The organism is Labilithrix luteola, from assembly GCF_001263205.1.
GTDB lineage: Bacteria > Myxococcota_A > Polyangia > Polyangiales > Polyangiaceae > Labilithrix > Labilithrix luteola.
In genome coordinates, this window is the sequence record NZ_CP012333.1 from 10,418,404 (window position 1) to 10,440,251 (window position 21,848).

At 67.7% G+C, this 21,848-nt stretch carries 23 protein-coding genes; 16 read left to right on the top strand and 7 right to left on the bottom strand.

Annotation, left to right across the window (positions count from 1 at the left end):
* Window positions 1-8 precede the first annotated feature (8 nt).
* On the bottom strand, window positions 9-1,205 hold the full coding sequence (locus tag AKJ09_RS44965) for a sensor histidine kinase (RefSeq protein WP_146654016.1): 1,197 nt from the start codon (window positions 1,203-1,205) through the stop codon (window positions 9-11).
* A gap of 201 nt (window positions 1,206-1,406) precedes the next feature.
* Window positions 1,407-2,951, bottom strand: a complete 1,545-nt coding sequence (hutH, locus tag AKJ09_RS44970; RefSeq protein ID WP_146654017.1) for a histidine ammonia-lyase — start codon at window positions 2,949-2,951, stop codon at window positions 1,407-1,409.
* A 642-nt stretch (window positions 2,952-3,593) separates the two neighbouring features.
* Between hutH and AKJ09_RS44975 the strand changes: the two genes are divergently transcribed.
* From AKJ09_RS44975 to AKJ09_RS45030, 12 genes are all read left to right on the top strand, one after another.
* Window positions 3,594-4,601 carry a hypothetical protein gene (locus AKJ09_RS44975; protein ID WP_146654018.1) on the top strand — a complete coding sequence of 336 codons (1,008 nt, stop codon included), beginning with the start codon at window positions 3,594-3,596 and terminating at the stop codon, window positions 4,599-4,601.
* A gap of 21 nt (window positions 4,602-4,622) precedes the next feature.
* Window positions 4,623-5,150 carry an acyl-CoA carboxylase biotin carboxyl carrier protein subunit gene (locus AKJ09_RS44980; RefSeq protein ID WP_146654019.1) on the top strand — a complete coding sequence of 176 codons (528 nt, stop codon included), beginning with the start codon at window positions 4,623-4,625 and terminating at the stop codon, window positions 5,148-5,150.
* A gap of 10 nt (window positions 5,151-5,160) precedes the next feature.
* Window positions 5,161-6,267, top strand: coding sequence for a 1-aminocyclopropane-1-carboxylate deaminase/D-cysteine desulfhydrase (locus tag AKJ09_RS44985; RefSeq protein ID WP_146654020.1), 1,107 nt, complete (start codon window positions 5,161-5,163; stop codon window positions 6,265-6,267).
* 22 nt (window positions 6,268-6,289) lie between these two features.
* Window positions 6,290-7,084 (top strand): CPBP family glutamic-type intramembrane protease, encoded by a 795-nt coding sequence (locus AKJ09_RS44990; RefSeq protein ID WP_146654021.1) that lies wholly within the window; start codon window positions 6,290-6,292, stop codon window positions 7,082-7,084.
* A gap of 1 nt (window position 7,085) precedes the next feature.
* The gene (locus tag AKJ09_RS44995; RefSeq protein WP_146654022.1) at window positions 7,086-8,843 is read left to right on the top strand and encodes a tetratricopeptide repeat protein; all 1,758 of its coding nucleotides are present in this window, start codon (window positions 7,086-7,088) and stop codon (window positions 8,841-8,843) included.
* 77 nt (window positions 8,844-8,920) lie between these two features.
* Window positions 8,921-9,592 carry a CDP-diacylglycerol--glycerol-3-phosphate 3-phosphatidyltransferase gene (pgsA, locus tag AKJ09_RS45000; protein WP_240488843.1) on the top strand — a complete coding sequence of 224 codons (672 nt, stop codon included), beginning with the start codon at window positions 8,921-8,923 and terminating at the stop codon, window positions 9,590-9,592.
* Window positions 9,593-9,672: 80 nt separating this feature from the next.
* Window positions 9,673-10,074 carry a hypothetical protein gene (locus tag AKJ09_RS45005; RefSeq protein WP_146654024.1) on the top strand — a complete coding sequence of 134 codons (402 nt, stop codon included), beginning with the start codon at window positions 9,673-9,675 and terminating at the stop codon, window positions 10,072-10,074.
* Between the two features lies 1 nt (window position 10,075).
* Window positions 10,076-10,336, top strand: a complete 261-nt coding sequence (locus tag AKJ09_RS45010; protein ID WP_169928395.1) for a flagellar biosynthetic protein FliQ — start codon at window positions 10,076-10,078, stop codon at window positions 10,334-10,336.
* A gap of 289 nt (window positions 10,337-10,625) precedes the next feature.
* Window positions 10,626-11,180: a TetR/AcrR family transcriptional regulator gene (locus AKJ09_RS45015; protein WP_275936756.1), complete on the top strand. Its 555-nt coding sequence runs from the start codon at window positions 10,626-10,628 to the stop codon at window positions 11,178-11,180.
* Window positions 11,177-12,109, top strand: a complete 933-nt coding sequence (gene epmA, locus AKJ09_RS45020; RefSeq protein WP_169928397.1) for an EF-P lysine aminoacylase EpmA — start codon at window positions 11,177-11,179, stop codon at window positions 12,107-12,109. Before AKJ09_RS45015 ends, epmA begins: the two co-directional genes overlap by 4 nt.
* 63 nt (window positions 12,110-12,172) lie before the next feature.
* Complete coding sequence (locus AKJ09_RS45025; protein ID WP_169928400.1) at window positions 12,173-13,210, top strand: M28 family peptidase; 1,038 nt, start codon at window positions 12,173-12,175, stop codon at window positions 13,208-13,210.
* A 42-nt stretch (window positions 13,211-13,252) separates the two neighbouring features.
* Window positions 13,253-14,515: a molybdopterin molybdotransferase MoeA gene (locus AKJ09_RS45030; protein WP_146654029.1), complete on the top strand. Its 1,263-nt coding sequence runs from the start codon at window positions 13,253-13,255 to the stop codon at window positions 14,513-14,515.
* 64 nt (window positions 14,516-14,579) lie between these two features.
* Here AKJ09_RS45030 and AKJ09_RS45035 read toward each other — a convergent pair whose 3' ends face one another.
* Window positions 14,580-15,659: an aldo/keto reductase gene (locus AKJ09_RS45035; protein ID WP_146654030.1), complete on the bottom strand. Its 1,080-nt coding sequence runs from the start codon at window positions 15,657-15,659 to the stop codon at window positions 14,580-14,582.
* 158 nt (window positions 15,660-15,817) lie between these two features.
* Between AKJ09_RS45035 and AKJ09_RS45040 the strand changes: the two genes are divergently transcribed.
* Genes AKJ09_RS45040 through AKJ09_RS45050 form a run of 3 tightly spaced genes read left to right on the top strand, consistent with a single transcriptional unit; the run spans window position 15,818 to window position 17,362 of the window.
* Window positions 15,818-16,375, top strand: coding sequence for a GNAT family N-acetyltransferase (locus AKJ09_RS45040; RefSeq protein ID WP_169928402.1), 558 nt, complete (start codon window positions 15,818-15,820; stop codon window positions 16,373-16,375).
* 10 nt (window positions 16,376-16,385) lie between these two features.
* Window positions 16,386-16,886, top strand: a complete 501-nt coding sequence (gene moaC, locus AKJ09_RS45045; protein WP_146654032.1) for a cyclic pyranopterin monophosphate synthase MoaC — start codon at window positions 16,386-16,388, stop codon at window positions 16,884-16,886.
* Window positions 16,883-17,362 (top strand): molybdenum cofactor biosynthesis protein MoaE, encoded by a 480-nt coding sequence (locus AKJ09_RS45050; protein ID WP_240488844.1) that lies wholly within the window; start codon window positions 16,883-16,885, stop codon window positions 17,360-17,362. Before moaC ends, AKJ09_RS45050 begins: the two co-directional genes overlap by 4 nt.
* A 3-nt stretch (window positions 17,363-17,365) precedes the next feature.
* Here AKJ09_RS45050 and AKJ09_RS45055 read toward each other — a convergent pair whose 3' ends face one another.
* A complete protein-coding gene (locus AKJ09_RS45055) occupies window positions 17,366-18,193 on the bottom strand; it encodes an NmrA family NAD(P)-binding protein (RefSeq protein WP_146654033.1) in 828 nt (275 codons plus the stop codon).
* 111 nt (window positions 18,194-18,304) lie between these two features.
* Here AKJ09_RS45055 and AKJ09_RS45060 point away from each other — a divergent pair, with 111 nt between their 5' ends.
* A complete protein-coding gene (locus AKJ09_RS45060; RefSeq protein ID WP_146654034.1) occupies window positions 18,305-19,225 on the top strand; it encodes a LysR family transcriptional regulator in 921 nt (306 codons plus the stop codon).
* A gap of 6 nt (window positions 19,226-19,231) precedes the next feature.
* On the opposite strand, the gene AKJ09_RS55835 is transcribed toward AKJ09_RS45060, so the two are convergent.
* From AKJ09_RS55835 to AKJ09_RS45075, 3 genes are all read right to left on the bottom strand, one after another.
* Window positions 19,232-19,354 (bottom strand): hypothetical protein, encoded by a 123-nt coding sequence (locus tag AKJ09_RS55835; RefSeq protein WP_275936703.1) that lies wholly within the window; start codon window positions 19,352-19,354, stop codon window positions 19,232-19,234.
* 79 nt (window positions 19,355-19,433) lie between these two features.
* Complete coding sequence (locus AKJ09_RS45070; RefSeq protein ID WP_240488845.1) at window positions 19,434-21,314, bottom strand: chloride channel protein; 1,881 nt, start codon at window positions 21,312-21,314, stop codon at window positions 19,434-19,436.
* Window positions 21,311-21,820, bottom strand: coding sequence for a MarR family winged helix-turn-helix transcriptional regulator (locus AKJ09_RS45075; protein ID WP_169928404.1), 510 nt, complete (start codon window positions 21,818-21,820; stop codon window positions 21,311-21,313). Before AKJ09_RS45075 ends, AKJ09_RS45070 begins: the two co-directional genes overlap by 4 nt.
* Window positions 21,821-21,848: the final 28 nt, after the last annotated feature.

Below are 21,848 nucleotides of genomic sequence, written 5' to 3' on the forward strand. Positions count from 1 at the left end.
GAGAGGGGCTACCAGGTCGAGCTCGGCCGCTCGTTCTCGGGTAGGTGTGCAGCAGACTGGGTGGGTAGGACGAACGAGAACGTCGACCCCTCGCCGAGTCGGCTTCGCACGGTGAGCGTACCGCCGTGGGCCTCGACGATGGCCTTGGCGATCCACAAGCCGAGTCCGATGCCGGCCGCGCGGTCGCGCGTCCAGTAGCGCGCGAAGATGGCCCCGAGCTCTTCGTCCGAGATGCCCCTACCGGTGTCGGTCACGGCGAAGCGCACGCCGGCGAGTGCGTCTTCGACCGAGAGCACCACCTGGCCGCCGGCAGGCGTGAACTTGATTGCGTTGCCGAGGAGGTTCGACAGAACCTGCAAGACGCGCGGTGCATCGCAATCGATCGTGCGCGTCACGTCGATGCGCATCGAGAGGCGAACGCCTTTGCGCTGCGCGAGCACGTTGACGGCATCGATCGCCTCCGCCGACAGCTCGCGCGCGTCGTAGGAATCCCGCTCGATGGGCATCGCGCCTCCGGCGAGGCGCATGGCGTCCATTGCGTCTTGCACGAGATCGCGCGCGCGCGTCGTCGAGCGCTGGATCACCTGCACCGCACGCTCGGCGCGTTCGACGTCGGGCTCGTCGTCCTGGAGACGCCTCTCCAGCTCGCTCGAGCTCAGCTGGATCACGTTGAGTGGGGTACGCAGGTCGTGGGCGATCATCGACCACGTGGCCTCCGTGGCGCGTCGCGCGAGCTCCGCTTCACGCGCGGCCGCGCGCTCGCGCCGAAGAGCCGCGCGGAGCCGCCCCATCGCCGCGCTGATTCCTGCGGCGACGGACGCGAAGAGCCCGAGATCGAGCAAGTCGGAGGCATCGCTCACCGCGAAGAACCCCTCCGGGGGCAAGAAGCCGTGCGCGATCCACACGCACGAAACGAACGTCGCGGCGAGCCCCGGCCCCGTTCCGCCGAACCAGGCGGCGAGGAAGATCGCCGGGTAGAAGAAGAGCTGAGGGGACGGCGGGATGTACGGCCAGATCGCGCGCTGGATGACGTACGCGACCGTCGTGATCACCACCGCGACGCCATAGCGAACGACGCGTCGCTCGCGGATCTGATCGACCGTCAGGTCGCGAAGGTCGAAGGCGCGCGCCGCAGGAAGATCCGACGGCTCTCGAGCCGCACGATCATCGTGAGATGGACCTTTCGAGACGACGCTCGCCATCATGCCCCTCCGCCGGGTCGGGCCCCGAGCCCACGAGCCTCACGTCACCGTGAGCGCCCATGAGCTCGCCCCCTTCGTGCCCCAAAACGACCAGAATGGCTTACCCTCTACGCAGGGTTCGCGCCACGCCGCCGAGCTGGACTTCGTCATCCCTGGACGCCGAGGCGTTCACCCCAAACGCGTGTGCACCGTCGCGAAGAGACCTCAGGCGAGCGCGCCGACGCTGCTTTCGACCGTGCGGACGAGCTCGTGTGAGGCCACCAAACCGCTGACGGACTCGATGTCTCCGTAGAGCGGGCGGTCGCCGACCATCGGAGCGACCTTCTCGCGCACTTTCTTCAGTGCCGCAGCCACGCCCTTGCTCGGCGTGAGCGGAGCGCGCTGATCCAGACCCGCCGCCGCCGTCATGATCTCGATCGCGAGGCACGCGCGAACGTTCTTGACGACGTCACGGAGTTTCTTGGCACTCACGCTTCCCATCGAGACGTGATCTTCCTTACCTGCTGACGAAGGAATCGAGTCGACGCTCGCCGGATGGCAAAGGACCTTGTTTTCGCTGACGAGCGAGGCGCTGGTCACCTGCGCGATCATGAAGCCCGAGTGAAGACCGCTGCCTGCTGCGAGGAACGGCGTGAGCCCTGTGGAAAGCGCCGGGTTGACGAGCTGTTCGACGCGCCGCTCGCTGATGTTCGCGAGCTCCGCGGCGGCCATCGCCGCCAGGTCGAGCGCGAGCGCGAGCGGTTGCCCGTGGAAGTTTCCCCCGCTGATGATCTCGGTCTCGCCGCGGTCGACGAACACGCTCGGGTTGTCCGTGATGCTATTGACCTCGCGCTCGAGCACACTGCGCACCCAGCCGAGTGCGTCGCGCGAGGCGCCGTGGACTTGCGGCATGCAGCGCAGCGAATACGCGTCCTGGACCTTGCCGCAGTCACGATGGCTCTCGGCGATCGCGCTGTCGGCGAGCAGCACGCGCAGGTTGTTGGCGACGGTGGCCTGCCCCGGATGAGGTCGCGCGATGTGCAAGCGCTCGTCGAACGGACGGCTCGATCCTTTCAGCGCCTCGAGGCTCATGGCACCGGCGAGGTCGGCCGCGACGCAGAGACGTTCGGCCTCGAGCAATGCGAGCGTTCCGAGCGACGCCATGTATTGCGTGCCGTTGATGAGCGCGAGGCCTTCCTTCGCCTCGAGCGTGACGGGGGTGACGCCCGCCTCCCGAAGCACGTCGGCGCTCGGACGAATCGGACCATCGCCGAGCTGCGCTTCGCCCTCGCCGATCATCGTGAGCGCGAGGTGCGCGAGCGGCGCGAGGTCGCCCGAAGCGCCGACCGAGCCCTGCGAGGGGATGCGCGGGTGGACCTTGGCGTTGAGCATCGCGACGAGCACGTCGACCAGCTCCGGACGCACGCCCGAGTGGCCGAGGGCGAGCACCTGGGCTCGCAGGAGCATCATGCCGCGCACTTCGGCGGGCGAGAGGTTCGGGCCCACGCCCGTCGTGTGCGAGCGAACGAGGTTCTGCTGCAGCGCACGAACGTCGGCCGCGCCGATGCGCGTCTCGCTGAGCGCGCCGAAGCCTGTGTTCACGCCGTAGACGCGGGGAGCGCCGTCGCCCGCGTTGGCGATGGCGTCGATGGCCGCGCGTGAGCGAACGACCTTCGCGCGAGCTTCTTCGGCGAAGGCGACAGGGCGACCTCGAACGGCAACGTCTTCGAGATCCGAGAGCGAGATGGGCCGACCGATCTGAACGGGCATGCCGCCATCTACCGCCCAGCGCGCGAGAGGCCAAGCAGACAAAGCGCTGGAGGCACTGCGTCAGCGGACAAAATAGGAAAGCCGACCGGTCCGACGGAGCGTGAGCTCGCTAGAGCTCTTCCCTGCACGCGGCGTGAACGCGTGCAAGGTCCGGCTGGAACGGTCGGCGAGGAGTGCTCGAAAGCTTCGCGCGACGCGCGTGGACGAGACGTTCAGTTTTTCAGAAGGCGAACCACGAAACGAAACTCAGGCACACACGAACGACGGGTGGCGGGAGGCTCCTTCCCTTTCGGCTTCGATAGGCAACGATTGGCAAGGCACCGTAAAAGGGATCGCTTGGGCGGATGAGTCATCGTGCGATTCTCGGAATCGGACGTGCTCGATCAGGCTTCAGCGTCCTTTCTTCGGGGCCCTGGCTCGCGCTGACACTGGCTCACATGTGTGCACCAACTGCGCCAGCTGTGCTCACTTCCGCCTTCACGCGTAAGTCCGCGAAAGTTCGTCAACCGCGCCAGATCGCATCGACAATGGGGCCCGAAACGGGGGCTATCCGCGATCCAGAGGCTGGTTCGCGAGCGATCCATAACGCTCTCCAAACCTTGCGATGCGCGCCTGGCCGAGAGTGGGTAAACGTTCCTGACGATGTCCTTCTTCGCGCGTGCATGGCGTGAGCTTCGGCAGGGGCCGACGCGCGAAGACGGGGAAGACGCACTGCGCCGGCTCCGCGCACATCGCGTCCCAGCATCGGCTTCGCTGGCTTCGGTGGCGGGTATCGCCGTCGGCTCCGAGGTGCTCGAGATCCGGAAGCAGGAGAGCACGGCGGAGAGCGACACGTCCGTCGACGAGCTCGGGACGGCGAGCGCAGACGTGGTGCACGTCGTTCGCGGCGTCTACGAGAGCATCCCTTCGGCCGACGCACGAAGCCACCTCCTCTCGCTCGCGAGCCGCGCGGCGCGACGCGCGATCGTTCTGCACGTGCCCGTCGTCGACGACGGAACCCATCTTGGGCGAGCCCTCGTGGATGCACCGCGGCGCATCCTGCGACGCGTCGGCGTTCGTGCGCCCGAGCCTGGCGATCGCTTCGGCCCAGTCGGCTATGCGCACTGCTTCTTCGACGAAGAGCCACTCGCCTGTGAGCTCGCTACGGCCGGGCTCGTGATCACCGGCCGGCACGACTTCACCTTCGTCGCCGAGCGAGCCGCCGACCACCCGGACGTGATGGCCGAAAAGGCAGACCGCTTCGCGCTCGAGATCGCGCGCACGCTGCGCGAGGTGCGTTACGCGGAACGGAAGCGCCTTTCCGAGTTGCCCGAGCACGCCGTTACGTCGATGCGCGTTCGCGGGAGCAAGAAGAAACAGCGCGGCCCCATCGGACGGGCGCGCCTGCGTCGTGCCATCGGCTGGGTCGACGCCGTGATGCCGAAGGGTGGCAATTGCTACCGCCGCGTTCTGCTCGAGCTCGGTCTCGATGGGGGCGCCGCCCGCGAGACGATCGTGTTCGGTCTCGACGTCGGAAAGACCGGGCATGTGGCCTTCGACGGGCACGAGGAACGTACCTTCGACGTAGCCTTCGCGATGCCTGCACACGGCGCGGCCGCCACGAGCACACACCGACATGCGTTCCGGCCCGACGACCGACGGCCCGCTTGACGGGCTCGACGATTCGGAAGAATGTCGGGCGCGAGCATGCGCTATTTCGTGAACCTGGACCCCGCGCCCGGCGCGGAACCGATCGTGGTCGACGTCACCGAGTTGCCCTCCGGCGAGCTCGATGTCCGCGTGGGTAACGAACGCCTCCCGGTCGACGTGGTTTCCGTCCCTGGCGCGCTCTCCGTTCGCGTCGGCGGTCGCATGGTCGACCTGACGACCGAGGGCCATCCCCCGGAGCTCGGCGCCGTCGCCAGCGGTCATCGCTCCTACGTGCGCGTCGAAAGCGAACGCCAGCGCGCGGCGGCCGCGGCGAAGAAGGGCGCGACCTCGGGCGGAGACAAGCACGTCAAGTCGCCGATGCCCGGTCGCGTGGTGCGCATCCTCGTCGCCGCGAAAGACGAAGTCGCCGCCGGCCAGACGCTCTGCGTCGTCGAAGCGATGAAGATGGAGAACGAGGTCAAGGCAAAGGCGGCGTGCACCGTCCTCGAGGTCCACGTGACCGAGGGCGCGACCATCGAAGCCAACGGCAAGCTGTTCACGCTCGGATGAACGACGCGCGATGAGCGACCGCCGCCCGCGCCTCCATCTCGTCCACGGTCCGACGCCGCTCGTTCGGCGCCAGGCGCTCGACGAAATCGTGGGTGCCAACGTCTGGGTCAAACGCGACGACATGACCGGGGGCCCCGAGGCGGGCAACAAGCTCCGCAAGCTCGAGTTCCTGCTCGCCGACGCGGTCGAAAAGCGCGCGATGACCGTGATCACGTGCGGCGGTCTGCAGTCGAACCACGCGCGAGCCACCGCGCTCGCGTGCGCGCAGCTCGGTCTTCGCAGCATCCTCTTTTTGCGCGTTCCCGATCCCGCCGCCGCGCGCAAGAGCTCGCTCGATCTCGTGGGGAACGTGCTGCTCGATCGCCTCGCGGGCGCGGAGATCCGCTTCATCTCGCCCGACGAATACCGAGAGCGCAACGCCATCATGGAAAAGGCGCGCGCCGAGCTCGCCCTGAATGGCGAGGCCGCGTACATCGTGCCGGAAGGCGGTTCGAACGGCATCGGAGCTCTCGGCTACGTGGAAGCGATGCGTGAGACGAAGCAGCAGGTCGACCTAGGCCTCGCGGACGCCACGGCCACGTCGCACACCGGGCGCGGCCGATCGCCGGAGGCTCCGCGGTTCGACGTCGTCGCGCACGCGTGCGGCTCGGGTGGAACGGCCGCTGGCGTCGCGCTCGGAGCCGCGTATCACGGCGTGGCGCGTGAAGCGTGGGCATTCGCCGTTTGCGACGACAGCGCGTACTTCACGAAGATCATCGCGCGAATCACCATCGAGCTCCGCGGGCTCGACCCGTCCCTTCCGGAGGTGGCGTTCGTAGAGCCGGGAAGCGGCGATGCCGTCGCGCCCGACGGCGCAGCACGCCTGGTCGTCGACGATCGCGCGAAGGGGCCTGCATACGCGAGCATGTCCGACGAGCAGAAGCAGTTCCTCGTTCGAGTCGCGCGCGCCACCGGGCTCGTGTTCGATCCCGTGTACACGGGTAAGGCCCTCTTCGGTGTCGCTCGCGCCGTCGCGCGTGGAGACATCCGCCGCGACGCCAACGTGTTGTTCCTCCATACCGGCGGTCTCCCGGGACTGCTCGCGCAAGGCGAAGAGCTCCGTCGAGCAATCGGCTGAGGGTCGTCGTCGCACTCGAAACATGGGTAGCTCCGCGGCAACGTCCGAACGTCCTTGGGCTCCGCTCCGCATCGCGGGCTGGGGCGTCGCAATCAATGCCGCGGTGCGCGTCGTCGGCATGCTCCTCGAGAGCCGGTCGCTCGCCGCGTCGGTGGCTCAGGCCATCGTCGCGGAGTGGGGAACCGGACGGCTCGACGTTCGCTGGACAGCGCCCGATGACATGGAGCGAACGAGCGGCCCGCTCGTCGCGCGGCGCATCGCGATCGGAGCAGCCTTCGGCGCCGGAGCCGGGGCGATGGTCGCACTCTTTCTCGTGTCGACGCGCGCGGTGGTCCTCGAACGCGCGCCTGCGCAGATCTCGATGATCGCCACCGCGCTCCTCGCCGCCGGCCTCACCTCCGTGCGCGACGAGCTCCTTCTGCGTGGCGTCGTGCTCCGCGCGCTCGCAGGAACGTCGTCGGCCGTCCCGAAGGTGATCGCATGTGGGGTCATCGGCGCGGCAGCGGCGATCGGCGAGCCTGGAACGGCGCTCGCGACGGTCGCGGTCGAGCTCATCCTCGGCCTCGGCTTCGGTGCCCTATGGATTCACGACCGTGGTGCTTGGCTCGCGTGGGGAGCGCATACGTCATGGCTTTTCGTCAACGCACTTTTGCTAGGCGGTGGCATGTTCGAAGCGAGGGTGGCAGCGACCTCGTGGGGTGGTGGGAACGCGGGTCCACTCGGTGGGATGGCGGCGGTCCTCGCACTCCTTCCGGTCGCAAGTGTATCAATCCTGTGGGCGACGCTCGCCACGAGCCGCGCGGCTCGTGTACGCTGACATGAGTATGCGCAGCCAGCGGGGCGAACCTGACGCAGGCGATGTGGAGCCGCTGGCGCTCTCCTCCGCATTCGGAATGGGGCAAGGGCCGGAGAGCGAAGCGCCGACGGATGGAGCCAACGAGGACTTCCTCTTCCATCTCTATCGAGGCAGCGAGCTGCTTCAGGACAACCGTGTCCACGAAGCGAAAGAGGAGTTGGAGCGCGCGCTCCATCTCCAGCCTCGTGACGCGAAGGGCCAGGATCTCCTGGCGGTCGTCTATTTCCGGCTCGGGCTCTACCCGCGCGCCATCACGATCTACGAGCAGCTTCGCCGGAAGAACCCGCGTGACACCGCGCTGCTGCTGAACCTCGCCCTCTGTTACCTCAAGACGGGGCAGGCCGCGTTGGCGCGGCGCGATCTCGAAGCTCTCCTCGCGCTGAATCCGAACCACACGCGCGCTTGGGGCTATCTCGGTCTGGCATGTGACCGCCTCGGAGATCTCGCCGAGGCCGAGAAGGCGTTCACGCACGGCGGCCACGCCCAGATGGCTCGTCGCGTCGCGCAGCGTCTCTCGGGTTCGTCGATCGCGCCCGCTCCGCCGGAGAGCATTCCGTCGCGCGAAGTTCGCGATGTGGTCGCCGCCGCCTTCGAGGAGCTCGACGCCGGCGAGTTGAGCTTCGGCCTGGCCGAGGGGAAGAGCGATTCGACCGAAGAGACGGGCGACTGGCGGCAAGTCGAGCTCGGCCAGCGCCAAGACGCGCCGCCCGCCCGCGTGCCGACCAAGAAGCCGCCCACGATGGACGGGCCTCCCCCGCCCCCGATCCCGCAGCTCGGCGCACCTCCGCAGGAGGAGCGTCGGCCGACGCTGATCGTCGGCGTTCCTCCGGCCGCGCCCGATGCGGATCTGGCTGCGCTGAGCGCCGTGCCGTCCCCTCGTTCCCCTTCGTTCGCCATCGACGAATCCGGCGCGCCGTCACTTCGCAGGCCGATGGTCGTTCCGGTGGTGCGCGTACCTCCGCCGAGCCAGAAACCGCCGGCGCACGAAGAATTCAACGGCGCCAAGCGCACGCTTCCGCCGCCGATGCTGCGCGTGCCGACGCCCCCGCCGCCGAACCTCGCTCCGATCGGTGTGGTGACGGCGGCGCCGCCGGCCGTCGTCCCGATCGGACCGGTGCCTTCGATCACGTTCCCGACGGCGAGCCGTACGGCGATGCATCCGTCGGGCGTAGCACTCGTTCAAACGACCGCGCCCGGCTTCGCCGCGCGACTCGAAGCGGTTCGCGTGCTCGCGAACGGTCTTTCGACGAAGGTGCTCGAACGCCAGCTGAAGGGCAAGTCGACCGGCGAGTCGTTCGGTGGCGTCGGAAGCCCGGTCATCCACGCGAACGGCGAGGGCCAGCTGGTCCTCGGTCCGCGCCCCGGTCGCAAGATCACGCCGCTCCTCCTCCAAGACGAGATGTGCTTCGTCCGCGAAGACGTGCTTCTCGGCTGGGACTTCGAGCTGACCTACGAGAATGGTCGCCTCGCGACAGGTGAAGGTGAATCCGTTGCCATCGTCCAGCTCCGAGGCAGTGGCGCGGTCCTGCTCGAGGCCATCGGCGACGTCCTTCCGCTCGAGGTACAGGGTGGACGCGGCCTCACCGTCCGGCGGGAGGTGGTCCTCGGCTGGTTCGGCCGGCTCGTTCCGCGCGCACTCGCGCCGAACGAAGCCCCCTGCGGGCAGCGCGGTCTCGTGAGCTTCGCCGGCGAAGGCCGGATCTTCGTCACTGGCGGTTGAACGCGAACCTCGCGATCCTGCACAGAAGTCTCCCTTCGGGGATGACGCCCGCCTCGCAAAGGTCTACATCCTCGGTCGTGCAGGATCAGAGTTCGCCACAGCTCGACCCGCGACAGCGCCGCAAAGAGGTGCGGCGTTCGCTCGCGCAAGACGCGGTGAACATTCCGAACCTCCTGACGTTCGGGCGGATCGTCATGATCCCGCTCTGCCTGTGGTTCCTCGACAAGGACACACCGCGATCGGGGTTCTGGGCGGCGATCGTCTTCACGCTGGCGGCACTCACCGACGTCCTGGACGGCTACCTCGCGCGCAAGCTCGGCGTCGTCAGCATTCTCGGCAAGCTGCTCGATCCCCTCGCCGACAAGCTGATCGTCATGGCCTGCCTCGTCTGGATGGTCCCGATGGGCCGCATCCAGGCGTGGGTCGTCATCGTCCTTCTCGCGCGTGAAATCAGCGTGACCGGGCTTCGTGGCGTCGCCGCGAGCGAGGGCGTCGTGATCTCCGCCGGCCAGGAAGGCAAGACGAAGACGGCGCTGCAGATGATCGGCATCATCTTGCTGCTGTCCGGCTACCCGTACCACATGTCCTATCTGGGCCTCGATCTGGGGATCGTCGACATGGTCCACGTCGGGCGCGCGCTCGTTTACATGTCCCTCGTGTTCTCGATGGCGAGTGCGGCGCAGTACGTTTCGCTTTTCGCGCAAGCCGTCGAGGCCAAAGAAGAGAAGCTCGGACCTCGTCGCGGCTGAAACCTGCCTGAAAACGGCCCAGAAAACGCCTGGGTGAACGCCCTTGCCATCCGGCGAGCTTCCGTGCCATCAAGGAGCCGATGAAAACGGCTCGACGCCCCAGGAACCTTCGTCGTCTGCTCGGCTACGCAGCCGCTGGCGCGATCTTGTCGACCGTTGCGCTCATCGCCTGCTCGAACAGCGGTGAGGGTGATCGCTGCGAGTTCCTCAACGGCAACGACGATTGCCAGGACGGCCTCGTCTGCACGCCGGCGAGCCAGTTCACCAATGCCGGCGGTTCGAATACCGACCGCTGCTGCCCGGCCGATCGAAACCAGGCCACGGTCCCGATCTGCAAGCTGAACACGGTCGGCGGCGCCGGCGACGGCGGACCGACGACCGACAGTGGGCCCACGCCCCTCCCCGATTCGGGCTCGGACGCTGCGAGCGATGCGTCCTCGGACGCCGACGCTGCGGACGCCGCGGACGCCGACGGGGGCTGAGGTGCCGCCGGCGGCGCTCCTCGAGCAAGCGCAGAACGCGCTCATGCTCTCCGTCGCCGTTGCACTGCCTGTTCTCGGCGTCGCAGCCATGGTCGGCTTGGCGGTCGCTGCGCTGCAAGCGGCGTCGCAAATCCAGGATCCGACGATCGCGCACCTACCGCGCCTGCTCGCCGTCATTGCCGCGCTCGTGCTCCTTGGCCCTTGGATGGGCTCGCAGATCGCGACGTTCGCCGAGCGCATGCTGATGATGGCCGCGCGCTGAGCAAAACGCGCGCTTCACGCTCGGTGCCTGGAGGCCGGGAGCCGCAGGTCGGGCTTCCGCGTTGACCTGCGCCTGCCCGTTTGGTACCTCGCTCCTCAATGAGTGAATCCTCACTCAGTTTGCGGAAACGCGAGCGGGGGCCCGCGAAGAAGGGGGACGCGCGCGACTCACGCCCTTCCCTCAAGCCGCGCGCCGCCCAGTCCGTAGTGCGCGAAGGGGCCGTAGCGCGCGAGGGGCCGAAGCGCGCGAAGGGGCGAAGCGCCGCCGTTCGGGCGACAAGCGCGACCGCATCCTCAAGGCCGCGGTCAGAGTCTTCGCGAAGAACGGCTTCCACGCGACGCGCGTGAGCGATGTGGCCAAGGCGGCCGGCGTGGCGGACGGAACGATCTACCTCTACTTCAAGTCGAAGGAGGAGGTCCTCATCTCCCTCTTCGAGGATCGCGTCGAGAAGCTCCTCGCGTTCATGAGCGATGAGCTTCCCAAGCTGCCGACGGCGCCTCAGCGCCTGCGCGCCGTCATCGACATGCAGCTCGGTCTCCTCGAGGGCGAACGCGAGTTCGCCGAGGTCGTCACGGTCATCATTCGCCAGTCGACGAAGCTCCTCAAGGAGTTCGCGGCACCGAAATTCACGGCGTACCTCGATGCCATCGCGCGCATCGTCTCGGACGGTCAGGCGAGCGGCGACTTCCGCAAAGACGTCTCACCGCATATCGCTGCACGCGCCGTGTTCGGAGCGCTCGACGGGATCACCCTGACCTGGGCGCTCGGGCGCGCCGAGCATGGCGCCTTAGGACGCGCCGCTACCCAGCTCTCCGACGTGCTCTTGCGCGGACTCGCTCCGTGAAGCTTCTCGCCGCGCGCGCGAAGATCCTCGCCCAGACCCGCGCCTTCTTCGAGGGCCGCGGCTACATGGAGGTCGAGACGCCCCTCGCCGTTCCATGCCCTGGGCTCGACGTTCACCTCGACGCATTCGAGGCCGTTCCCACCGGCATCGTGGTCCCGGAGGGCACGCCCCCGCGCTATCTCATCACCTCGCCCGAATACCAGATGAAGCGGCTCCTCGCGGAGGGCCACGGGCGCATCTTCCAGATCACGCGTGCGTTCCGCGCGGGCGAGCTCGGATCGCGGCACAATCCCGAGTTCACGATTCTCGAGTTCTATCGTCCTCACGCTGGCGTCGAAGCCATCATGCGCGACACCGAGCAGCTCGTCGCGCGTGTCACCGGCGGCTGGGTGCGCCTCGGAGACCGCACGATCGACGTCAGGCCGCCCATCGATCGCCTGACCATCGTCGAAGCCTATCGTCGCTTTGCGGGCATCGAGCCCGAAGAGACGCTGCGCCTCGCCGAGCATGACGAAGACCGCTTCTATCGACTCCTCGTCGACGTCGTCGAACCTGCCCTCGCCAAGCTCGATCGCGCCGTGTTCGTCACCGAGTACCCCGCAACACAGGCATCGCTGGCTCGGAAAAAGCCATCCGATCCTCGCGTGGCCGAGCGCTTCGAGCTGTACGTCGCCGGGGTGGAACTGTGCAACGGCTTCGGCGAGCTGACCGACGCCCGCGAGCAGCGCGCGCGATTCCTCCACGATCAGGCCGAGCGCACACGACTCGGCAAACCGGTTTACCCCATCGACGAGCGCTTCCTCGAGGCCCTCGCCAAGGGCATGCCGGACAGCGGCGGCAACGCCATCGGCTTCGACCGCCTCGTGGCCCTCGCGTGCGGCACGACTTCGATCCGCGACGTCATGGCCTTCGCGGCCGACGAGCTCTGACGCCCTTTCCGGGAACATTCCCAGGAGCGCGATTGTCGGCGCTCCGTGTACGTTCGTGATCGCGTGTTGCGAGCCCATGATCTCCTCGGCCGGGGCCTCCGCAGGATCCCGCACGGATCCGTCGCGATCCCCTTCGCGGTAGGCTTGATCTGGCTCTGGTACACGACCACGCAGCCCTTCGTTCGCGCTGCCGACAACGTCGCGACGCCGCCCATTCCCGTCGAACCATCGCGGCTCGAAGCCGACGTTCGAGCCTTGAGTGAGCGTTATTTTCCACGCGATTCGACATCGCTCGAGAACCTGGAAGCAGCCGCGAGCTTCATCGAGACGACAGCGTCGAAGGCCGGCGCACGCATCACCTCGCAGTCTTTCGACGTTCCCGGTGCGAAAGGCCCGTTTCGGAACGTCGTTGCGTCGTTCGGCCGTGCCGACGAAGCCGCCGAGCGCATCGTGGTCGGAGCGCACTACGACGCCTGCGGGGCCCACCCGGCCGCCGACGACAATGCGAGCGGAGTGGCCGGACTACTCGAGCTGGCGCGCCTCCTCGGGGCTTCGCGCACGGCACTCGATGCCCTGCCCGTTCGCATCGACCTCGTCGCGTACTCGACCGAAGAGCCGCCCTACTTCGCGACACCGCACATGGGAAGCGTGCATCATGCACAGTCACTCGCGAACAAAGGCGTGCGCGTTCGAGCGATGCTCGCGCTCGAGATGATCGGGTACTTCTCGGACGCCGAAGACAGTCAGCACTACCCATCCATCGCGGTGCGCCCCTTCTACCCGAGCCGCGGCAACTTCATCGCGCTCGTCGGACGCGACGACGACGCTGCCATCGCGCGCACCGTGAAGAGCGCCATGCTCGGCACACGAGCGATTCCGACGTACTCGATGACCGGCCCCTTCGTGCTGCCCGGCGTCGATTGGTCGGATCACCGAAGCTATTGGAGCGCGGGCTATCCGGCACTGATGGTCACGGACACCGCGTTCTTGCGGAATCAGGCCTATCACACGGACGGCGATCGTCCCGAAACCCTCGACTACGCGCGGATGGCCGCCGTGGTTCAGGGCGTGCATGCCGCGGTGCTGGCGCTCGCGCGCTGAGCGTGCGGAACGAGGCAGCGAACTGTGTTAGCGGTTCTGTCGATGCTTCGATTCGAAGACGCGCTCGCCCGAATCCTCGCACTTGGTTCGCCACTTGGTTCGCCACTTGGTTCGCCACTTGGTTCGCCGGAGCTCGCATCCGAGTCCGTCGAGCTCGAAGAAGCCGAAGGGCGCACGCTCGCGGAAGACGTGGTCGCGCCCGGCGATCTGCCCGCGTTCGACTACAGCGCGATGGACGGATACGCGGTATGCACGCGCGATCTGGAAGGCGCCGAGCCCTACCGCCTGCCGGTGGTCGGCGAGAGCAAGACCGGTGAGGTCGCACCGCCTCTCGCCTCGCACACCGTGATGCGCATCTTCACCGGCGCACCGCTGCCGGAGGGCGCCGACGCCATCGTCATGCAGGAGAACGTGGTGCGCGAAGGTGACATGGCCATCCTCGGCACGCGCCCGCGGGCAGGCCAACACGTACGCGCGCGCGGTGCTGATCTCGCTGCAGGTGCCGTCGCCATTCCACGAGGAACACGCCTTCGCCCGGGTCATCTCGCGCTCGCCGCTGCCGTCGATCGCTCGGTGCTCACCGTCACCACGAAGCCGGTCGTCGCGATCCTCGCAACGGGTGACGAGCTGCGTCGCCCGGGAAGCGAGGCCGTTCCCGGCACCATTCCCGAATCGAACACCGTGGCGCTCCGATCCATGGCTCGTCGCGCCGGCGCCACGTGCCGCGTGCTTCCTTACGTGCGCGACGACAAAGGGGCGCACGAGCGTGCCTTCGCGTCGGCTCTGGAAGACGCCGACGTGCTCGTCACCATTGGTGGCGTCAGCGTGGGCGATCACGACCTCGTTCGGCCCGCGCTCGAGGCTGTCGGTGTGACGCTCGAGTTCTGGCGCGTGGCGATCAAACCCGGCAAGCCACTCGCGATCGGTCGCTTCGCTCGACCGGGCCGCCGCGACGCGATCGTCTTCGGCCTGCCCGGCAATCCGGCCAGCGCCATCGTCACCTTCGCGCTCTTCGGCATTCCGCTCTTGCGCGCGCTCCAGGGCGACGCGCGCCCATTCCCCCCGTTCGTTCGTGCCCGCATGACGCGCGCGCATGCCCACGATCCGGGGCGACTCGAGCTCGCCCGTGCCACGCTCGGTCACGGACCGCGCGGACTCATGGTTACCACGTTCGGTAACCAAGCGAGCGGCGCGGTCACCAGCATGGCCCAGGCCGAGGCCCTCGCCTTCATCCCCGAAGACGTCACGGGCGTCGCCGCCGGCGAAGAAGTCGACGTGGTCCTGCTGTCCGATCTCTGCGACTGACCGGACACCATCCGCACGCCAGCGGCAGCGCGCACGACGAGCGCGGGGCCTCGAAAAAGGCGGCTCAGAACGCCGGCCGAGGTGCGATCTTCGCCCCTCCGAAGATCACGTTCTGGGTCATTGGCTTGACGAGGAAATCATGCGGGAAACCGAGCTCGATGGCGCTCGCGCGATCGAGTCGCTCGCGGAAGGAGCCGTCCAGCACCACGTCGAGCGCGCCGAGGTTGTCCTCGAGCTGCTTCAGCGTGCGTGCACCAATGATGGGCGCGGTGACGCCCGACTCGAGGAGCGTCCAGGCGAGGGCAACCTGGCTCGGCGTCTTTCCGAGCTCCGAGGCGACGCCCTTCACGACGTCGGCAATGGCGAGACCGCGCTCGTTCAGTGCGCCGTTCGCTGCCGCGACGTTCTTGCGCGTTCCCGCGGCGCTCGCGGCGCCCTCTCCGACCGCGAGATCGGCCTTGGTGTACTTGCCGGTGAGAACGCCGCTGCCGAGCGGAGACCACGGCAAGACGCCCAGTCCCATCTCCCGCGCCATCGGAATGAGCTCCCGCTCGACGGTGCGCTGGAGGAGGCTGTACTCGATCTGGAGCCCCACGAACGGAGACCAGCCTCGGAGATCGGCGATGGCCTGCATGCGCGCGACCTGCCACGCGGGAGCATCGGAGATTCCCGCGTAGAGGACCTTGCCGGAGCGCACGAGATCATCGAGTCCGCGAAGCACTTCGTCGACGCCGGTGGTTCCGTCCCAAGCATGCACGTAGAGGAGATCGATGTAGTCGGTTTTCAGGCGCTCGAGGCTCGCTTCGACCGAGCGGAACATGCTCTTGCGGTGATTGCCGCCCGAGTTCGGATCGCCAGGGCGCATCGAGAGAGTGTACTTGGTGGCGATGGCGAGGCGCTCGCGCTTGCCCTTCGAGAACTCACCCACGAGCGTTTCGGCAGTGCCGTTCGTGTAGAAGTTCGCGGTGTCGACGAAGTTGCCTCCACGGTCGACGTACGCATCGAAGATGCGTCGGGACTCGGCGGCATCCGCGCCCCAGCCCCAGTCGGAACCGAAGGTCATGGTGCCGAGCGCGAGCGGCGATACGCGCAGGCCGGAGCGTCCGAGCAAGCGATAGTGATCGAGAGAGAGCGTCGCGTTCATGGTCGTGTCTCCTTGCACGCCACGAACTTAGGCCCGCGCAGCCCGTCCGATAATGCTTTCGAATCGGCATGCATCATGAAGCAAATCGTACACAATCCGAGCTCGGGCCCGCGCGAGCGACCTCCCCTCCACCCGATTCTTCCGATAGGGTTCCGGCCATGAAGATCGCGCCCGTGACCGCGCAGCTCCGAACCGGTGAGACCGTGGAGCTACGTTCCCCGGTCGGAACGGACGCCGGGCCGGTGCTCACCTACGTTCGCGAGCTCACGCGGCAGGCCTATCGGAACCTCAATCATCCGCCCGAGTACTTCGAGGCCATGAGCGTCGAAAGCGAAGCCGCCTTTCTCCAAAGCAGCGCCGCGCATCCGAAAAACGTCTTCATCGCGGCGTACCTTGGTCGAGAGGTCGTCGGCACGACGAACATGGCCGTCGATGCCGGCAGCTTCTCGGCTCACTGCGCAGAGCTCGGGCTAGGCGTGCTCGCCGCGCAGCACAGCAAAGGACTCGGCCGCCTCTTGCTGCAGACGTTGATCGCGACCGCGCGTGACAACGGCGTTTGGAACATGAGGCTACGCGTGCGGACGTTCAACGAGCCGGCGATCGCCCTCTACGAATCGATCGGCTTCCGGCGCGTCGGCGTGCTCCACCGTGTCGCAAAGCTCCCCGATGGCTACGCGGACGAGTGCGTCTACCAGCTCGAGAGCCCGCCGCACTAGAGTGTCCCCCATGTCCGACGACGCAGGCGATTCGAAGTTCACCCTCACCCATCTCACGGAGGGCGGCCATGCGCATATGGTCGACGTCGGCGAGAAGGCCGTCACCTCGCGACGCGCGGTGGCTCGCGCGCGCGTGAGAATGCAGCCCGAGACCTTCGTGAAGCTCGCCGCCGGGGACACGCCAAAGGGAGACGTGCTCGCCGCCGCGCGCATCGCGGGCATTCAGGCCGCCAAGAAGACGAGCGAGCTCATCCCGCTCTGCCATGGGATCCAGCTCACGCGCGTCGAGGTCTCCATCGTCCTCGACGGCGGCATCGCCGTCATCGACGCAACCGCCGAGGCTCGCGATCGAACGGGCGTCGAGATGGAAGCGATGGTCGCAGCAAGCACGGCCGCCCTCACGCTCTACGACATGGTGAAGGCCATCGACCGCGGGATGACCTTCGACGTGTGTCTCGTGCAGAAGAGCGGCGGCAAGAGCGGCGACTGGCGACGCGAGGGCGAGCCGTGAGCTTCGTCGACTTGCGAGAGGCTCCTCTCTCGGTCGACGAAGCCATCGCCCACGTCCGCCGCCCGGGCGCGGGAGGCATCGACGTGTTTCTCGGCGTGGTTCGCGACCACAGCGATGGGCGCGAGGTGACGCGCCTCGAGTATTCGGCCTACCTATCGATGGCCAAACGCGAGATGGCGCGCATCGCAGATGCCATCGAAGCCGAGATTCCGGGCGTCCGCGTCGCGGCCATCCATCGCGTCGGCTCGCTCTCCGTCGGCGACGCCGCCATCGTCTGCGCGGCGAGCGCTCCTCATCGCGGCGAGGCTTTCGCCGCTTGCCGAGCGCTCATCGACCGCATCAAGGCGGACGTTCCCATCTGGAAGCGTGAGTACGGCCCCGACGGCGCCGCCTGGGTAGGCTGGGTCGATGCGCGCTGCGAGCCTCACGGCCACCACGAGCACGAGCACGCCCACCATCACCACGACCACGACTGACGGTCAGGCGTTCCAGACGCCCGTGGCCGCCGCTTCGCGCGCGTACGAAGCGAAGTCGCGTGGGCTTCGACCGAGCACGCGCTGGACGCCGTCGGTGAGGTGCGAATTGTGTCCGTCGAGCACGTGGCGGAACAGGTCGGTCAGGAAGCTCGCCTCCGGGGCGGGCATGAACGCCGCGAGCGCCTGGGCGTATTCTTCGCTCGTGACCGGCACGTAGCGAAGGTCGCGTCCGGAGGCCTTGGCAATCTCGCCGACGGCCTCGGCGAACGTGAGGAGCTTCGGCCCCGTCAGCTCGTAGATATGACCGTTGTGACGCTCGTCGGTGAGCGCCTCGACGGCGACGTCGGCGATGTCCTCGGCGTCGAGGAACGGCTCGGCCACGTTGCCCGCCGGAAAGGCGAGCTCGCCTCCGCGCAGCGGATCGAGCAGGTGGCCTTCGCTGAAGTTCTGGCTGAACCAGGCCGCGCGAAGAATCGTGAACGACGCGCCGCACTCCCGAACCGCCTTCTCCGCGGGCAAGACCTGCGGCTCCCCGCGTCCCGAGAGAAGGACGATGCGCGAGACACCTCGCTCGACGGCGAGCTTCACGAAGCGCGCGACGTCGTCCGACGCGCCCGGCACGGCAAGGTCGGGGTAGTAGGTCAGGTAGACGGCCGTGACGCCGTCCAGCGCGTGCGTCCAACTGTTCTGCTCTTTCCAGTCGAAGCTCGGCGAGCTCGACCGCGAGCCGATACGAACCGCGTGGCCCCGCGCCGCGAGCTTCTGGGCGACGCGACGCCCCGTCTTGCCCGTGCCGCCGACGACGAGAAACGTTTCGAGAGAGGTACGCATGAGATTCTCCTTTTGGCCGCTGCGCTGGATGCGCGCCGCGTCGCCGAGGGAGAGATTGCATCGTGCGCGAATGCATCGCCATCTGCGATTCGACAATGTATCGTTGCGCACATGCATCGAAAGCCCGCGGTTCGCCAAGAGGACCTCCACTGGGACGACGTCCGGCTCTTCCTCGCGCTCTGCCGCTCGCGCACGGTGCATCGAGCCGGTCAGGCGCTCGGCGTCGACGCTTCGACGGTCTCGCGAAGGCTCGCGCTGCTCGAGCGCACCATGAGCGCGACGCTCTTCGATCGCGGCCGCGAAGGGATCTCTCCGACCAAATCCGCCGAAGATCTGCTGCCCGTCGCCGAGGAGATGGAACGCGTGATGACGCGCTTCACGAACGCCGCCGAAGGCCTCGAGCGTGAGGTCGCCGGAACCGTTCGCATGACGTGCCCGCCCGACGTCGCCGAGGTCGTGCTCGCGCCGCTCCTCGGGGACCTCCTCGGGCGTCACCCTGCCCTGCGCCTCGAGATCGATCCGGGAGAGGCACTCCGCGACTTGACGCGACGCGAGGCGGACATCGCGCTCCGAACGGTCTTGCCGGCGCGCGGCGACCTGCTCGTCACGAAGCTCCGCACCGTGCGGTGGGTGCTGGCCGCGTCACCGAAGGTGGCGAAGGAACTCGGTGGCCTTCGGGCGTGGATCGATGCGCCGTGGATCTCCTGGGGTGACCGCTTCTCGAACGTGCCGCCCGCGCGCTGGTTCGCTTCCCACGTGAAGGGCGTCGATCCGGTGGTTCGCTCGGACAGTCTGGCCGTGCAGCTGTCCGTGGCCAAGGCGGACGTCGGCGTGGTGCTCGCGCCCGAGCCGAGCGTCGAACACTACGGTCTCGTTCCCATCAAACCGAGCGCCGCGCTCCGTGAAGAAGCGGCGAGCTGGCCGTCCGACGAGCTCTTCCTCGTCACGCATCGTGCGCTCCGCGACGTCCCGCGCGTGCACGCCGTCTGGGATGCCATCGTCGCGAAGCTTGCCGAACGAGCCAAGCGCTAGAGCGCTCTAGGCCCGCTCGCGAATGGTGCCCGCGTCTTCCAGGGCGAAGCGAGCGATCTCGTCTTTTCGCATGAACACCACGCCGGGGTGCTTCTGGGCGTAATCGATGAACGCTCCGAGCGCCTTCACGCGCGCGGGCGTCCCGCCGATGCGGTCGGCACTTCATTCGGTCCATTCCCGACCGAATCACCAGGCTGCCAGGGCCCGACTACATGGGAACGGGATCGGCGTCCGGTGCGGACTTGCGCCAGGGCGCAAGCGGAGAGCGAACGCGCTCACGTCGTCGCTCGGCGCGAAGACGCCCGGCATGGGCTTCGAGCAGGTCGCTACGCGTGAGGATGCCGACGATCTTGCCGGTCTCCGACAGAACGACCACGCGTCCGACCTCGGCGGCGACCATGTGATTGGCGGCCTGACGGAGCGAATCCTCCGGTCGAACAGCGATGGGAGCTCGCCGCACGAGGGCGCCGACCGTGATGTGCCCTGCCTCCTTGGAGGTCAGCACGTCACGACGGGTGACGACGCCCTTGACCTTGTCGCCCTCCACGACGGGGTACCCCTGGTGCTCGGCCGAGGGAGCGCCGCTCGTGAAGAACGCACGCACGTCCGCGAGCGGAGTCCTCGCCTCCAGCGTGACCACCTCCCTCGTGGCGAAGTCCTTCACGCTGAGGGTGTCGAGGTAGTCCGTTCGATAGTCCGACGTGACGCGCGCACCGCGGCGAACCAGCTTCTCGGTCATGATCGAGTTGGCCATCATGAGGCTGGAAATCAGGTACGCCGACGCGCAGCCACCGAGCAGCGGCAAGAGACCGATTGGCTGACGCGTGCACTCGAAGGCGAACACCGCCGACGTGAGGAGCGCGCGCGAAGCGCCCGCGAACATGGCCGCCATACCGACGAGTGCGCCGATTCGAGGATCGATGGCGTGGCCCGGCAGCGCCCACGCCACGACGGCCGTGAGCAGAGCGCCCGTTGCGCCGCCGATCGTGAAGAGCGGAGCGAGGGTTCCTCCCGAGGTGCCGCTGCCGAGCGCGATCGCCCAGGAGACGAGCTTCGCCACGCAGAGCACGACGAGCGCCTTCCCGACGATCTGTCCCTGGAGGGTCAGCGCGATGTTCGAGTACCCCACACCGAGCGTACGAGGCTCGACGAGGCCCATCACGCCGATGGCGATACCACCGAGCGCAGGCCACCACATCCAGTGGATCGGCAGCTTCTCGAACGCATCTTCGATCCAGTAGACGAGCCGCGTCACGAACACCGACGCGACGCCCACCACGGCGCCCACGCCGATGTAGACCGCAAGGGCGGTTCCTCCGGGAGCGAGCAGCTCCGGCAAGGGGAAGACCGGCGCGTAACCGACGAACGCTGCGCGAACCCCCGTGGCCGTCGCGGCAGCGAGCGAGACCGGAATCACCGATCGCGGCCGAAACTCGAAGAGCAGGAGCTCGACGGCGAGGAGAACAGCCGCCACGGGACTGCCGAACGTGGCGGACATGCCGGCGGCAGCTCCCGCGGCGAGGAGCGTCTTTCGCTCGTCAGCCGTGACGTGAATCAGCTGTCCGAACACCGAGCCCAGCGCGCCGCCGGTGGCGATGATCGGGCCCTCGGCGCCGAACGGTCCGCCCGTTCCGATCGCGATCGCGGCCGAGAGCGGCTTGAGGAACGTCATTCGGATGGGAATGCGGCTCTCGTTGAAGAGCACCTGCTCCATCGCTTCGGGAATTCCGTGCCCGCGGATCGCCTTCGAGCCGAAGCGCGCCATCAATCCGACGACGACGCCGCCGACGACGGGGATCGCAACGAGCCCCATCCCCAGGCCGTGGCCCATCGGCCCCACTTCTTCGAGCGACAGCCGATGGTGGAAGGCCAGGTTGGTGACGAGCGCGATGAGGGCCCCGAGGAGCCGCGCGACGAGACCGGCGAGCAGCGCGATCCCGATCGAAAGCGCGCAGATGAAGACCACGCGTCGATCGACGACGGCCGTGTGACGCGGCAGCGCCAGGTTCTCGAGAGTGGGCGCCATCGACGGAGCGACGGGAAGGCCATCGTTCGTCGCGCCCGGAATTCGTTCGTGCTCGGGATTCATCGTTTCCTCGCCGAGCTCGTTTTCGAGCCCCTGCTGCGCGAAGGTTCGTCTTCGAAGAAGAACTGGGGTTCCGCGGCCTCGGCACCGAGCGCGGTCACGAGATCGGAGAGCGCGCTCACGATCGCGCGTCGCCGAGCAGTCGGGAGCGCTTCGACGGCCTCGAGAAGGCGGACCTGCGGCAACTCGGGCGCTTTGGCGAGCAGCTTCTTGCCCGCGGCCGTCAGCGAGAGAAGCGCACGACGGCGATCGGTCGCGTCGGGCGTTCTCTCCACGAGGCCACGCGCCTCGAGCTTCGCGACCACGACGGACACCGAGCTCGGATCGGTCATCGTCCGCACGGCGAGCTCACGAATCGAGGTGGCCTTCGCCTCCGCGAGCCGGGACAGAACGAACAGCTGCGCCGTGCTCATGCCGGCGGCGGACTCGGAGGCGTTCGCCGCGAGACGCAAATGCCTCACGATACGGCGGAGGGAATCGAAGACTTCGTTGGCTTCGGCCCGGGGCACACTCGGACCATCAGCCTCGGATGGCACC